The organism is Arthrobacter sp. 260 (assembly GCF_013116745.1).
Taxonomy (GTDB): Bacteria; Actinomycetota; Actinomycetes; order Actinomycetales; family Micrococcaceae; genus Arthrobacter_D.
Genome location: NZ_JABFOE010000022.1, coordinates 17280 through 31263, shown reverse-complemented (window position 1 = coordinate 31263; position 13984 = coordinate 17280). Strand labels below are relative to the sequence as shown.

Here is a 13984-nt window from a genome sequence, read left to right as displayed (position 1 = left end):
GCACCATGACGCACAACGAGAACCAGGGCTTCAACACCCGGGCCATCCACGCCGGCCAGACGCCGGATCCCACCACGGGCTCCGTCATCCCCCCGCTGTACCAGACCACCACGTTCGCCCAGGACGGGATTGGCCAGCTGCGCAACGGCTACGAGTACGGCCGCGGCACCAACCCGACCCGTGACTCGCTGCAGACCCAGCTCGCCGCGCTCGAAGGGGCAACCCACGGGTTCAGCTTCTCGTCAGGTCTCGCTGCCGAGGATTCCCTGATCCGTGCGCTGCTGGCGCCCGGCGACCGGATCGTCATGGGCAATGACGTCTACGGCGGCACCTACCGCCTGATCGACCGGGTGCTCTCACCGTGGGGCATCAGTAACGCCGCAGTGGACATGTCGGACCTCGACGCCGTCAAGGCCGCCGTCGGCGACAACACCGCCATGGTGTGGGTCGAGACGCCGTCGAACCCGATGATGAAGATCTCGGACATCGCAGCCATCGCCACCATCGCGCACGACGCCGGCGCCATCCTCGTGGTCGACAACACCTTCGCGACGCCGTACCTGCAGCAGCCGCTCTCGTTCGGGGCCGACGTCGTCGTCCATTCCACCACCAAGTACATTGGCGGGCACTCGGACGCCAGCGGCGGTGCAGTGATCACCAGCAACGAGGAGATCGCCGAGAAGGTGGGCTTTATCCAGTTCGCCGTCGGCGCCGTCTCGGCCCCGATGGAAGCCTGGCTGACCACTCGTGGGCTCAAGACCCTGGGCGTCAGGATGGACCGTCACAGCTCCAACGCCCGGGCGATCGCCGAGTGGCTGCAGGGCCGTCCCGAGGTGGAGCAGGTCTTCTACCCGGGCCTGGCAGGGCACCCCGGACACGATCTCGCCGCAGCCCAGATGAAGGATTTCGGCGGCATGATTTCCGTGTCGTTCCTCGGCGGAGAGGCTGCTGCCCGGAAGGTGGCCGAGTCCACCCACGTGTTCACCCTGGCCGAATCGCTCGGCGGCATCGAGTCGCTGATGAACTACCCGTCCGCCATGACCCACGCCTCGGTGGCTGGCACTGACCTCGCGGTTCCGGAGAACCTGATCAGGCTCTCCGTCGGCATCGAGGATGTGCAGGATCTGATCGCCGACCTGGAACAGGCGTTCACGGCCCTCTAGAACACACAGAAAAGCGCCCGCAGTCGACGACTGCGGGCGCTTTCGTGTATGCGGCTATTTCTTGAAGGGGCTCAGCGTCCTGCGAATGAGCCGCCGGTACTTGTTCTCCGGCTTCGGGTCCACCTTCGCGAACCATTCTGCGCTGGGCGGCAGCCACAGGGGCACGATCGCCAGCAGCATTACCACTGCCACTATCGAGAGCCCCGGGGTACCGCGCAGCAGCACCGGAAGCCCGACGATGATCCCGATGGTGGTGAGCAACTCCCGCGCACTGCGCTTGCCCCGCCGCAGCCGGAACACCAGGACGAACTGCAGCATTGCCAGCACCCCGAGCACGACGCCGAGCCCCACCAGGCCCGCACGGTCCTGCTCCTGCAGCTGGGCGGACCCAAGGAACGAGCCGGCCGCCACCAGAAACAGGACCGCCACCACCAGCCACACCAGCACGGCCAGCTTCAGCGTCCACGGCAGTGGCGGCCGGGTCACCCGCGGGGGACGGGTCATGCTAGCCGCGGGGGACGACGACGCCGGCCCGCGTCTCGTCGTCGTACGTGTACACGGCCCGTCCGCCGATCCACACGGTCAGGGCCCGCTGCATGACGTCCAGCGGGTCTCCGCTCCAGAGCACGACGTCGGCGTCTTTGCCCACCTCAAGCGAACCCATCCGGTCGGCCAGCCCCAGCACCTTTGCCGGGTTGATCGTGATCGAACGCAGCGCCGTCTCGCGGTCGAGGCCCTCCTTGATGGCGAAGGTCGCCTGGTGGATCAGGAAGTTGATCGGGATGACCGGGTGGTCGGTGATGATGGAGATCTCGACGCCGGCCGCCGCCAGCTTGCCCGGGTTGGCGATGGAGCGTCCCCGGAGCTCCACCTTGGACTTGGTGGTGAACAGCGGGCCGATCAGCACCGGGATACCCCGTTCGGCGATCACATCGGCCAGCAGGTGGGCCTCGGTCCCGTGGTCCAGGACGAGTTCGTACCCGAACTCGTCGGCGAGCCGGATCGCGGTGGCGATATCGTCGGCGCGGTGGGCGTGCTGGCGCCACGGGATTTCCCGCCGCAGCACCATGGCGAGAGCCTCAAGCTTTGGATCGCGGGCGAACTCGTCGGCCTTGCCCATGTAGTTCTGCGCATCCATGAATGCCTTGCGGATGATCATTGCGGTACCCAACCGGGTGGAAGGGGTCTGCTTTTTGTCGCCGTAGACCCGCTTGGGGTTCTCGCCGAGGGCTGACTTCAGGCCGCTGGGGGAGCGGAGCACCATCTCTTCGATGTAGCGGCCGTGGGTGTGGATGGCAACGGCGAGACCGCCGATGGGGTTGCCCGACCCCGGGTTGACGTTCACGGCAGTGATACCGCCGGCCAGGGCGTCGTCGAACCCGGGGTCGTACGGGTTCACGGCGTCGATAGCACGGACGCCAGCGGTGACGGGGTCAGTCATCTCGTTGGTGTCATCGCCGGCCCACCCTTCGCCTTCCTCATGGGTGCCGAGGTGCACGTGGGCGTCGATGAGACCTGGCAACAGCCACTGGCCCGCGGCGTCGTGGATCTCGGCGCCCTCGGGGATGGTGATGTCGGCGCCGAGCGCCGCGATCTTGCCGTCCTCCAGGAGCACCGACCCGTCGAAGGGCGTGCCCTCGATGGGGACAACGTGGGCGTTGATGATGGCTGTGACAGTCATGTGTGGTGACCTTTCGACAGGGAATGTTGTGATCTCCAACCTACCGTCTTCGCCCTGCGAGGGGTCAGCTTCCGGGGCACGACCAGGCGCCACCTAGACTGAAATCCGATCGGGCAAGGAAAGGACAACAGGCAATGGCACGCAAATCCGCACTCATTACCGGGGTTGGACGAACGGTGGGGCTGGGTGCGGGGATTGCCCGGCGCCTCGCCGCCGACGGCTGGGATCTGGCCCTGGGCTATTGGCACCCCTACGACCAGCGGGTCAACGGGACCACCAATCCGGCGTCCGAGGTGCAGGAGCTGATCCGGGAGCTGGAGGCCATCGGGTCACGGGTCGTCGCGCTGCCCGGGGACCTCGAGGATCCCAAGACGCCCGGGGAACTCGTCGCTGCCGCCCGGACCGAACTGGGCACCCTCAGCAGCCTCGTGCTCTCCCACACCGAAAGCGTCGACTCCGGGCTCCTCACCACCTCCCTGAAAAGCTTCGACAGGCATTTCGCTGTCAACGTCCGGGCTTCCTGGCAACTCATCAACGCGTTCGCCCTGCAGTGCAACGACGGCGGGGGAGCGATCGTCGCCCTCACCAGCGACCACACGGCCGGCAACCTTCCCTACGGTGCCTCGAAAGGGGCCCTGGACCGGATAGTGATCGCCGCAGCACGGGAACTCGGCGACCGCGGCATCAGCTCCAATGCCCTGAACCCGGGACCGGTCGACACCGGCTGGATGACCGACGAGATCCGGCGGGCCGGAATTGCCCACCAGCCCACCGGTCGGCTCGGCACACCAGCGGACATCGGCGGCGTCGTGGCGTTCCTGCTATCCCAGGACGGTCGCTGGGTCAACGGCCAGCTGATCAAGGCCGACGGCGGGTTCTCCGCCTGATAATTGACCCCAACCACCGCCTACACTGACAGAATGCTGGCATGGCCTCTACCTTCGTGAGCAACCTGGGCCCCGCCCGTGTGGGTGCCGGGTTCGTCCTGGCACTGGTGCTCCCGCCCGTCCTCGAATGGGGAATGTTCACCGTGGGCAGCGACTTCCTCGCCGTCGATGTGCTGGTGCAGCTGGCGGGCGTGATCGCCGTCGCGCTGGTGGGTGGTCTGTGGCCCGCGCTGCTGGCCGCCGTCTTCAGCACCCTGGTCCTGAACTACTACTCGACCGCCCCGGTCGGTTCGCTGGAGATCACCGACCCGCAGAATCTTCTCACCCTGGTCATTTTCATTGCCGTGGCGGTCGCAGTGTCACTGGTGGTGGGCCTGGCCGCCCGCCGCTCACGGGAGGCCGCCGCAGCGACCGCAGAAGCCGCGACCCTTGGAGAACTGGCCCGCGGCGTGCTGGCCGCCGAGGACACCCTGCAGGGCTTTCTCGCCCACGTCCGCACCCACTTCCAGGTCAACGCAGTGGGGCTGTTCAACCGGGACGCTCCGGGCGGATCCCCACCGGCACTGATCGCCAGCGATATCGCCGCCGGTGATGCCTCCCCGGGCGGCCCGTCGCGGGGGGACGATTCCCCGGGCGCCCCAATCAACGACCTGTACGCTGCCGACGCCACGGAGGATCTCCCCGACGGGCTGGTCCTGGCCCTTTACGGCAGGACCCTGAACGCGAGGGAGCGGAGCCTGCTCACCGCCTTCGGTTCCCAGCTCACCGCGATGCGGCAACGCCAGGAACTGGTGGTCAGCTCCCAGGCCAACCGCCGCCTGACCGAAGGCAACGTCATGCGGACGGCAATCCTGCGGGCAGTATCGCATGACCTGCGGACGCCCCTGGCGGGCATCAAGCTCGCCGTCAGCAGCCTGCGCCACGAGGCGGTCCAGCTCCCCGTCGACGAACAAAAGGAACTCCTCGAAACCATCGAGGACTACTCTGACCGGCTGGACGCCCTGATCAACAACCTGCTGGACATGTCCCGGTTGACGGGTGACGCCGTGACACCGCACCTCCGTGCCGTGCACTGGGCCGATGTGCTCCCAGGCGCCCTGGTCGGACTCCCGCCGCAGCGGGTCCGGGTGGAGATCCCCGGGAACCTGCCGCCGGTCGTCGCCGACCCCGGCATGCTGGAACGCGTCATCGCCAACCTGGTCGAGAACGCCGACAAGTACGCCGGCGGGGAGGACATTGTCATCAGCGGGTCGGTTGAAGGGATTGTGGGTCACGTCGACGACGGGGTCCCGGCCGGTGAACTGCGGGTGGTCGACCACGGAAGGGGAGTCTCCGCCGACGACGCCGACACCATCTTCCAGCCGTTCCAGCGCGCCAGCGATGCACCCGCCGGCGCAGGAGTGGGCCTGGGCCTCGCCGTCGCGAAGGGCTTCACCGAGGTGATGGGCGGACAGCTCGTCGCCGAGGCGACGCCGGGCGGCGGGCTGACCCTGCGCATCCGGCTGCCGCTGGCAACAGGAGTTCATGACGGCGAACCCGGCAACTCGGGAATGGTGACGCGATGACGGGTCACCCTTGCACGACCACCCGGACCGGGTCGCCATGACCACGGTGCTGATTGTCGACGACGAGCCGCTGCTCCTCCGCGCCCTGCAGATCAACCTCCGTGCCCACGGCTACCGGCCGATCACCGCTGTCGATGGGGCGACGGCGCTTGCCGTGGCAGTTGAGCACCGCCCGGAGATCGTCGTGCTCGACCTGGGCCTGCCGGATATGGACGGCATGGACGTGATCACCGCGCTGCGGAAGTGGACGCAGACCCCGATCATCGTGTTGTCAGCGCGCCATGGATCCGACGACGTCGTCGACGCCCTCGACGCCGGTGCCGACGACTATGTGACCAAGCCCTTCGGCCTGGACGAACTGCTGGCGAGACTCCGTGCAGCCAGCCGTCGGGCCGTGGCACCCGCCGCCCCAGTGGTGCGGACCGCTGATTTCACCCTCGACACCGGTGCGCGGCAAGCGTTCCGCGGCACCACCGAAGTACGGCTGACACCCACCGAGTGGAAGATCATCGACCAGCTGGTCGCCCACCCGGGCCGGCTGATCACGCAGGGACAGTTGCTGCTGGAGGTCTGGGGTCCCGCCTACGCCAAGGAGCTGCAGTACCTGCGGGTCTACCTGAACCAGCTGCGGAAGAAACTCGAACCGGACCCCACCCAACCCCGGTATTTCATCACCGAAAGCGGCATGGGGTACCGCTTTGAACCGTAGAGAATCCCTAGGATGGACGCTATGACAACAGGTTGCCTGCTCGCCGTATGCCGTGTCCACGCCCTGCTGCCCACGCAGGACTCAACCGGGGTCACCGCCATCGACAAGCGCGCCGTCGACGGGCCGGTCAACGTTCACAAGCTGGGGCTCACCGGTGACATCCAGGCCAGCCGGAAACACCACGGCGGCGAGTCCAAGGCCCTGTACGCCTATTCCCAGCAGGACGCCGACTACTGGGACGCCGAACTCAGGCGGGACATGAGCCCCGGCAAATTCGGGGAGAACCTCAGGGTGGACGGCATCGACGCCAGCCGCGCAGTCATCGGCGAACGCTGGCAGGTGGGGGAGGACGTCCTCCTCGAAGTGACAGCGCCGCGCACCCCCTGCGGCAACTTCGCTCGCTTCCTCAAGGAGCCACGCTGGGTGAAGCGGTTCGCCGAGGAGAACCGGGTTGGCACCTACCTTCGGGTGATCAGCAAGGGTCAGATCCAGGCGGGAGACACGGTCACAGTGGTGGACCGCCCGGAACACGGCATCACGGGTCACGATGTGTTTGCCGGACTCGACGCCGAGGCGGCCCGCCGGCTCCTCGCCGCAGAGAAACAGGGTGTGACGCTCAGCCCGGAGATTCACAAGGTGGTCGCGGCGATCCTGCGCCGGGCATAGCCACCGACCTCGGGGTAGAAACAGACCTCGGGGTAGACCCCGGCCCGTCGCGTCACACGGGTATGTGCGCAGGCTCACGCCCTGTCGGCGTCCCGATGGGTGCCGGCCAGTAATGCCATGCAGTACACTTGAAACATCCCCCACACCGGTATTCCCTTAAAATTCCGCCCATTTTGCTGGGCTGGATAGGTTGTGTTGGGGCTCGCAGAGTAAGCATGCGGGCAGATTCATCAGGGAGCGCCGGCTAGAAGAAAACGTCATACAGACCGCTGAGATAGCGGCCACCAGTTATGACGCGAAGTCCTGCCGCGGGATTGAAACAGTGCCGGATTTCTATGTTCATGGGCTGGAATTTCCCTTATGTTCCAGCTGTCCGGCATCTACCTGAAGGTCAATCCCTCCATGCCTGAAAACACCACTCCCGAAAACGTCATTGCTCCTGACGCCGTCGACGCTCCTCAGAACGTCGAAGCTCCCGAGGCAGACGAAATCAAGTTCACCGACTTTGGCCTTGATGGCCGCGTTCTCGCGGCCCTGAGCGATGTCGGCTACGAAAAGCCATCACCCATCCAGTCCGCCACCATTCCGGTGCTGCTGGAAGGGCGCGACGTCGTCGGCCTGGCGCAGACAGGTACCGGTAAGACAGCAGCATTCGCTATCCCCGCGCTGTCCCGGATGGCCGAGCTTGCCGACCTCAACGGCCCCAGCAAGTTCACGCAGATCCTGGTGCTCGCACCAACCCGCGAACTGGCGCTGCAGGTGGCCGAGGCATTCGCCTCCTACGCCAAGCACATCGACAACTTCACTGTGCTGCCCGTTTACGGTGGAGCACCCTACGGTCCCCAGCTCGCTGGCCTGCGCCGCGGCGCACAGGTGGTTGTGGGCACCCCGGGTCGCGTGATCGACCACATCTCCAAGGGTTCACTCGACCTGTCCAACCTCCAGTACCTGGTACTGGACGAGGCTGACGAAATGCTCCGGATGGGCTTTGCCGACGACGTCGAGCAGATTCTTTCCGGTACACCTGACGACAAGCAGGTGGCGCTGTTCTCGGCAACGATGCCTAGCGCCATTCGCCGCATTGCGTCGAAGTACCTCAACAACCCTGCCGAAATCACTGTCAAGGGCAAAACCTCGACCGGCACCAACACGCGCCAGCGCTTCCTGCAGGTCATGGGCCCGCACAAGCTGGACGCCCTGACGCGCATCCTCGAGGTCGAAGACTTCGACGGGATCATCGCGTTCGTGCGCACCAAGATGGCGACCGAAGACCTGGCGGACAAGTTGCGTTCACGGGGCTTCCAGGCCGCAGCAATCAACGGTGACATTCCTCAGCAGCAGCGTGAGCGGACCATTGAAGGTCTCCGCGACGGCAAGTTCGACATTCTTGTGGCCACCGACGTTGCGGCCCGCGGGCTCGACGTCGAGCGCATCTCGCTCGTGGTCAACTACGACATTCCTCACGACACCGAGTCCTACGTCCACCGTATCGGCCGTACCGGCCGCGCGGGCCGTTCGGGCGACGCGATCCTTTTCATCACGCCGCGGGAGAAGTACCTGCTGCGTTCGATCGAGAAGGCCACCCGCCAGCCCGTCGAGCAGATGCACCTGCCATCCTCCGACGCGGTCAACGCGTTGCGGATGAACAAGTTCGCCGAGCGGATCACCGAGACCCTGGCCACCGAGGATGTCTCAATCTTCCGTGACCTGATCACCAGCTACGAGACCGAGCACAATGTGCCCGCCAACGAGATCGCCGCAGCCCTCGCCGTCATGGCACAGGGCGGCAACCCGATCCTCGTCAAGGACATCCCGGTAGCACCGGCAGGGCAGAAGGAACGCGCTGCGGGACGCAAGGATGGCTTCGGCTCACGCGGACCGACACGCAGCCTCACCGAGGGCAACGCCACCTACCGCATCGCGGTGGGACGTCGCCAGCGGGTCATGCCGGGCTCAATCGTTGGCGCTATCGCCAACGAGGGAGGCCTGTCCTCCGCGCAGATCGGCGGCATCGATATCCGCGCCGATCACACCCTCGTGGAACTGCCCGCTGATCTGTCGAAGGACCAGTGGCGTGCCCTGTCCAAGACGCGCATCGGCGGTGAGCTGATCCACCTCGAACTGGACAAGGGCCGCAAGCCCTCAGGCGACCGCGACGGCTTCAAGAAGCCGTTCAAGAAGCGTGAAGGCGAGGGTGGCGGCTTCAACAAGGACCGTGGCACCGACGGCGGCTTCCGCTCCGGCGGACACAGCGTCGGCGGGGACCGTAAGGAACGTCACGGTAAGGGCGCCGGTGCGGGTGCCGGTGGACGCCGCGAAAAGTGGTAATTTTATAACTGAATGACCCCGTCGGATCCCTGATAACACAGGGATCCGACGGTGGAATCAGCACCCGGCCACAGCGGCCGGATCCTGATTTCGCCTTGATGGCAGAAGCTGGTAAAGTTTTTTGCTGTTGCCCCCCTAGCTCAGTGGTAGAGCGCGTTCTTGGTAAGAACGAGGTCACCGGATCGATTCCGGTGGGGGGCTCTCAAATGGGAGTCCCGTAAGCAGGCCAGATGGCCCGGCTGCGGGCACACTCATTTGTGGCGGTGTAGCTCAGCTGGTTAGAGCGCACGACTCATAATCGTGAGGTCCCGGGATCGAGTCCCGGCACCGCTACAGAAACTAAAAACCCCCGGAATCCTGGTGATTCTGGGGGTTTTTTGCTGTCCCGGACGACATCCTGGGGCATGGTGCGGTGCTCGCCGGGCCCGGGGTGGTAGCCAACAAGTGTGCAGGCAAGCATCATGGTGCTGTTCACGGCGGGAACCCGCCCAACCCGAGGGAGCACCGGATGTTTCGAGGATTCGCCACCATCAGCTTCTACTCCGACGACCTGGCGGCGGCCAGGGACTGGTACACCGCACTGCTGGGCATTGAGCCGTACTACGCCTTCCCCCCACCCCCCCGCACCGCCGGCCTACCTGGAATTCAGGGTCGGCGACGATGAGGCTGAGCTGGGCCTCATTGACCGCCGCTACGCCCCAGGCGGAGCTGCGAACCCACCCGGGGGCGCGGTGATGTTCTGGCACGTCGATGACCTGCGGGGCACCGTGGAGAAGCTGCTCGCAATGGGAGCCACCGAGTATGAGCCAGTGACCGAGCGTGAGGCCGGCTTCGCGACAGCGTCGGTGGTCGATCCGTTCGGTAACGTCCTCGGCGTCATGCACAACCCGCACTACCTGGAGAGGCTGGCCTCGCGGACGCAGTAGCGACACCCGTTGCCCCTTGGCCTGCCCTCCGGGCCGCCGGATGACGGTGACCCGGGGCCAGGAACAGTTAGACAGGTTGCTTATTATCCCCAGTCTTCATAGGGTTAATGAGTACGACATCGACGTTCTGAACATAGGAGGAACCATGTCCCCCCATAACCTTTCCGGTAAAAAAGTCGCATTCCTGCTCACCGACGGCGTGGAGCAGATTGAGCTCACCAGCCCCTGGGATGCCGTCAAGCAGGCTGGTGGCGAACCCGTCCTTGTTGCACCCGGCAGCGGCACGCTGCAGGGCTTCAACGGCACGGACAAGGGTGACACCTTCACCATTGACCTGTCAGTTGCCGACGCCTCGGCTGATGACTTCCACGCACTCGTTCTGCCTGGCGGCGTCGTCAACGCGGACCACCTCCGCGTCGACAAGGACGCCCAGGAGTTCGCCCGTGCGTTCTTCGCCCAGCACAAGCCGGTCGCAGCGATCTGCCACGCACCGTGGCTCCTCGTTGATGCTGGAGTGGTCAGCGGCCGCGACCTGACCTCGTACCACACGCTGCAGACCGACCTCCGCAACGCGGGCGCCAACTGGATCGACGACGAAGTGGTCACCGACCAGGGCTTCGTCACCAGCCGCACCCCGGATGACCTCCCCGCCTTCAACGACAAGATGCTCGAAGAGATCGCTGAGGGCGAGCACGAGGGCCAGACCGCCTAGGTCTACCCTTACGCAGCTTTCGACTGAAGGACCGGTGGGAACCCGCCGGTCCTTCAGCATGTCCGGGCACGGCCGGCACCCCTCATGTCTACAGTGGAGGCATGGCATCCGAACGTTTCCTCTGCAAGGGGGTGAGCTGGCATCGGGAAGGGCCGGTACTTGCGCTTGCCACCCCGGACGGGGCTTCGCAGGAACTGGGCCTGGCTCCGGCTACTGCGACCAGCCCGGGCGGGGTCGACCTGGGGTTCCGGGTCATCAGCCGGTTCGGTGAACGGTACTGCCTGGGGTTCCACCGGGTGTACGGACCCGATGCGCGGGAGCACACGCCCTGCCCGCGGCAGGACACCGCCGCCCGGGGCTACCAGTGCGGGCCCTGCTTCTCCCGCGACGACCTGCGGTTCATGCATGACGTGCACCGGTCAGGCGTGGCCCCGGAAGGCCTGCTCAGCTACCTTGCCCAGAACCACTGGCTGTATGTCGCAACGTTCGCGGACGGCGCTTCCAAGGTCGGAACGGCCGCGAACCTCCGCAAATGGCATCGTCTCGCTGAACAGGGCGCCGTCGTCGCGCGCTATGTGGCAGCCGCCGACGACGGGCAGATTGTCCGCGTCCTTGAGGACGCGGTGACACGCGCCGTCGGGTTGGCGCAGGCCGTGCGATCGGCTGCGAAGACCGCTGCGTTGGCTTTGCCCCTCGATGGGGCAACCCTCGACAGGATCAATGCCGAGTCCGCTGAAAGTGTCAGGGCACTGCTCCGCGACGGGATGGAGATATCAGGGTTTCGGGTGGTCGACGAACAGTGGGAGCCGCCGTCGTCGTGGTCCGAGGTGCTCGCGAGCAACGGACCGCAGCTCTACCCGCACAGCCTCGCTGCTGGTGAGCACGGATTCCAGGTCCAGGCCATGATCGGCGCAGCAGCGCTGGTCCAGATCCAGGGGTCGGAGGTGCAGTTCCTCGTCGACCTGGCCCGGTTGAAGGGACAACGGATCGAACTGGGCGACTACCAGTCGGAGATCCCGGACGTGCAGGCCGCGCTGTTCTAGGTTCCTCGGCCCGCCGTCCCGGTGCGCTGCGGCGCCCGGTAGGCTTAACCACATGCTGAACACCCCCTGGGACACCGGATCCGATCTGTACCGTCGACTGGTGATCGCCGCCCTGGTACTGACCGGCGCGGGAATCCTGATTGCCGTACTCGGCGCCGTCACCGGCAGCAATGCGACGGTCTTCACCGGTATCCCCGTGTTGGCTGCGGGACTCATCACGCACCTCGCAGGCCTCGTGGTCAGGGCGCGGGACGCCAAGCGCAGGCATCAGGCCCGCGCTCCAAAGAAGTAACCGGCACTGCACTAGGCTGGGATACGAACGTCGATCGCATCCGGCAGGAGCCCCATGACCATTAATCCAGAGCTGCAGGGCCGCAGCTATCCAGCAGGCGCCGTCTATACGGTGGGCCGCGAAAAGATCCGCGAGTTTGCGCGGGCGGTGAAGGCTACCCACCCGTCGCACTACGACGTCGACGCCGCACGGGACCTGGGCCACCGCGATCTGGTGGCACCGCCGACCTTCGCGATCATTGTTGCCCAGCTTGCCGATGCGCAGCTGATTTCCGACCCGGAGGCGGGCATCGATTTTTCACGGGTCGTGCACGCCGACCAGCGGTTCATCCACCACCGTGCCATCGTGGCCGGCGATGAACTGGTCGCCGAGCTCCACGTCGATACCGTCAGGGCCATGGGAGGCGGCGCGATGATCACCACCCGCGCGGAAATCTCGACTACCGACGGCGAGAAGACCGCCACCACCACGTCGTCGCTGCTGGTGCGCGGGGAGGAACAGTAATGGGTATCGCTATCGCCGATCTCAGTGTCGGCCAGGAGATCGGTTCCGCCACCGTCGAGGTGACCCGGCAGGACCTGGTCAAGTACGCGGGGGCCTCGGGTGACTTCAACCCGATCCACTGGAACGCCGACTTCGCGCAGGGCGTTGGTCTGCCGGGTGTGATCGCCCACGGCATGTTCACCATGGGCGCTGCCGTCCAACTGGTCACCGACTGGGTGGGAGACCCCACCGCCGTCGTCGACTACCAGACCCGGTTCACCAAGCCGGTGATCGTCGAGGACACCACCGCTGAGGGCACCCCCGGCGCGGTGATCGAGGTGGCCGGAAAGATCGGCGCCATCGATCTGGACAATTCGACAGTCCGCGTGGACCTCACTGTGCTGTCGACCGGGCTGAAGGTGCTGGTCAAGGCCCAGGCAGTGGTGCACATCTGGTGACACTGCTTGCTCCGCTGACCACGGCAGGGGTGGGCGGTCCCGCCCGCACCTACGTGGAGGCCCGCTCCGAGTCGGAAATCATCGACGCTATCCGGTCAGCCGACACCGCCGGCGACCCGCTGCTGATCATCGCCGGTGGATCCAACCTGATCATCGCGGACGACGGCTTTGCCGGCACCGTGGTGCGGCTGGCCTCCACCGGCTTCACCGTGAACGACGACAACGCCACCTGCGGCGGGGTCATGGTCAAGGCGGAGGCGGGCCAACCCTGGGATGAACTGGTGGAGTACACAGTGCTGCACGCGTTGTCCGGGCTGGAGGCGCTCTCGGGGATTCCCGGGTCCACCGGTGCGACCCCGGTGCAGAACGTGGGCGCCTATGGTTCCGACGTCTCCCAGACTCTCGCCACTGTCCGCACCTGGGACCGCGAAACGCAAACTGTTAAGTCCTTTACTAATTTCGAATTGAAGTTCGGGTACCGGGACTCGCTGTTGAAGCGCGCCACCGTGAACGGATCGCCCCGCTACGTGGTGTTGACCGTCGAGTTCCAGTTGGCGCTGGGGCGGATGAGCGCCCCGGTCAAGTACGCCGAGCTGGCGCGTGAGGTCGGTGTGGATATCGGGGAGCGGGCCTACGCCAACGACGTCCGGCGGGCGGTCCTGAAGCTGCGCGGTGCCAAGGGTATGGTGCTCGACCCAGCGGACCGGGACACGTTCAGCACCGGGTCCTTCTTCACCAACCCCATCGTGGATGAGGGGACTGCAGCGACGCTGCCCGAGAATGCTCCGCGATATCCCACCGCTGAGGATGGCCAGGTGAAACTGTCAGCGGCCTGGCTGATCGACCAGGCGGGCTTTGGAAAGGGTTTTGGACTCGCGGGGGACGACGGATTCGCTGCAGCTGGTGGCAGGGCGTCCCTGTCCACCAAGCACACCCTCGCCGTCACCAACCGGGGCAGCGCCTCTGCCGCAGATCTCCTGGCGATCGCAGCCCTGGTGGCCGACGGCGTCGACCACCGCTTCGGGATCCGCCTCCACCCCGAGCCGTTGCTGATCGGCTGCGCGCTTTAGT

15 protein-coding genes and 2 tRNA genes are annotated in these 13984 nt (G+C 65.9%); 15 read left to right on the top strand and 2 right to left on the bottom strand.

From position 1 onward, the window contains the following. The first annotated feature begins 5 nt into the window (after window positions 1-5). The gene (locus tag HMI57_RS17760; RefSeq protein ID WP_171587323.1) at window positions 6-1163 is read left to right on the top strand and encodes a cystathionine gamma-synthase; all 1158 of its coding nucleotides are present in this window, start codon (window positions 6-8) and stop codon (window positions 1161-1163) included. 54 nt (window positions 1164-1217) lie between these two features. Here the strand turns inward: HMI57_RS17760 and HMI57_RS17755 are convergent, their stop codons facing one another. Both HMI57_RS17755 and HMI57_RS17750 read right to left on the bottom strand, forming a co-directional pair. After that, on the bottom strand, window positions 1218-1667 hold the full coding sequence (locus tag HMI57_RS17755; RefSeq protein ID WP_171587322.1) for a hypothetical protein: 450 nt from the start codon (window positions 1665-1667) through the stop codon (window positions 1218-1220). 1 nt (window position 1668) lies between these two features. Continuing rightward, complete coding sequence (locus HMI57_RS17750) at window positions 1669-2844, bottom strand: amidohydrolase (protein WP_171587321.1); 1176 nt, start codon at window positions 2842-2844, stop codon at window positions 1669-1671. 134 nt (window positions 2845-2978) lie between these two features. On the opposite strand from HMI57_RS17750, the gene HMI57_RS17745 reads away from it, so the two are divergent. The 14 genes from HMI57_RS17745 to HMI57_RS17680 all read left to right on the top strand — a co-directional run bounded on the left by HMI57_RS17745 (window position 2979) and on the right by HMI57_RS17680 (window position 13983). After that, window positions 2979-3731, top strand: coding sequence for an SDR family oxidoreductase (locus HMI57_RS17745; RefSeq protein ID WP_171587320.1), 753 nt, complete (start codon window positions 2979-2981; stop codon window positions 3729-3731). 41 nt (window positions 3732-3772) lie between these two features. Then, complete coding sequence (locus tag HMI57_RS17740; RefSeq protein ID WP_171587319.1) at window positions 3773-5296, top strand: DUF4118 domain-containing protein; 1524 nt, start codon at window positions 3773-3775, stop codon at window positions 5294-5296. A gap of 37 nt (window positions 5297-5333) precedes the next feature. After that, window positions 5334-6005 carry a response regulator gene (locus HMI57_RS17735; protein WP_171587341.1) on the top strand — a complete coding sequence of 224 codons (672 nt, stop codon included), beginning with the start codon at window positions 5334-5336 and terminating at the stop codon, window positions 6003-6005. 21 nt (window positions 6006-6026) lie between these two features. Further along, window positions 6027-6671: an MOSC domain-containing protein gene (locus HMI57_RS17730; protein WP_171587318.1), complete on the top strand. Its 645-nt coding sequence runs from the start codon at window positions 6027-6029 to the stop codon at window positions 6669-6671. A gap of 402 nt (window positions 6672-7073) precedes the next feature. Next, window positions 7074-8999 carry a DEAD/DEAH box helicase gene (locus HMI57_RS17725; RefSeq protein WP_171587340.1) on the top strand — a complete coding sequence of 642 codons (1926 nt, stop codon included), beginning with the start codon at window positions 7074-7076 and terminating at the stop codon, window positions 8997-8999. 129 nt (window positions 9000-9128) lie between these two features. Continuing rightward, window positions 9129-9200: transfer RNA gene (locus tag HMI57_RS17720), tRNA-Thr, on the top strand. Between the two features lie 58 nt (window positions 9201-9258). Then, window positions 9259-9332, top strand: a tRNA-Met gene (locus HMI57_RS17715). Between the two features lie 257 nt (window positions 9333-9589). After that, the gene (locus HMI57_RS17710; RefSeq protein WP_228721205.1) at window positions 9590-9925 is read left to right on the top strand and encodes a VOC family protein; all 336 of its coding nucleotides are present in this window, start codon (window positions 9590-9592) and stop codon (window positions 9923-9925) included. 145 nt (window positions 9926-10070) lie between these two features. After that, on the top strand, window positions 10071-10637 hold the full coding sequence (locus HMI57_RS17705; RefSeq protein ID WP_171587317.1) for a type 1 glutamine amidotransferase domain-containing protein: 567 nt from the start codon (window positions 10071-10073) through the stop codon (window positions 10635-10637). A gap of 101 nt (window positions 10638-10738) precedes the next feature. Continuing rightward, window positions 10739-11680 carry a DUF2797 domain-containing protein gene (locus tag HMI57_RS17700; protein ID WP_171587316.1) on the top strand — a complete coding sequence of 314 codons (942 nt, stop codon included), beginning with the start codon at window positions 10739-10741 and terminating at the stop codon, window positions 11678-11680. A 52-nt stretch (window positions 11681-11732) separates the two neighbouring features. Beyond that, complete coding sequence (locus HMI57_RS17695; protein WP_171587315.1) at window positions 11733-11972, top strand: hypothetical protein; 240 nt, start codon at window positions 11733-11735, stop codon at window positions 11970-11972. Window positions 11973-12026: 54 nt separating this feature from the next. Continuing rightward, the gene (locus HMI57_RS17690; RefSeq protein ID WP_171587314.1) at window positions 12027-12476 is read left to right on the top strand and encodes a MaoC family dehydratase N-terminal domain-containing protein; all 450 of its coding nucleotides are present in this window, start codon (window positions 12027-12029) and stop codon (window positions 12474-12476) included. Then, window positions 12476-12913 carry a MaoC family dehydratase gene (locus HMI57_RS17685; RefSeq protein WP_171587313.1) on the top strand — a complete coding sequence of 146 codons (438 nt, stop codon included), beginning with the start codon at window positions 12476-12478 and terminating at the stop codon, window positions 12911-12913. The genes HMI57_RS17690 and HMI57_RS17685 overlap by 1 nt, the downstream gene beginning before the upstream one ends. Further along, window positions 12910-13983, top strand: a complete 1074-nt coding sequence (locus HMI57_RS17680) for a UDP-N-acetylmuramate dehydrogenase (RefSeq protein WP_171587312.1) — start codon at window positions 12910-12912, stop codon at window positions 13981-13983. Before HMI57_RS17685 ends, HMI57_RS17680 begins: the two co-directional genes overlap by 4 nt. The last annotated feature ends 1 nt before the right edge of the window (window position 13984 follow it).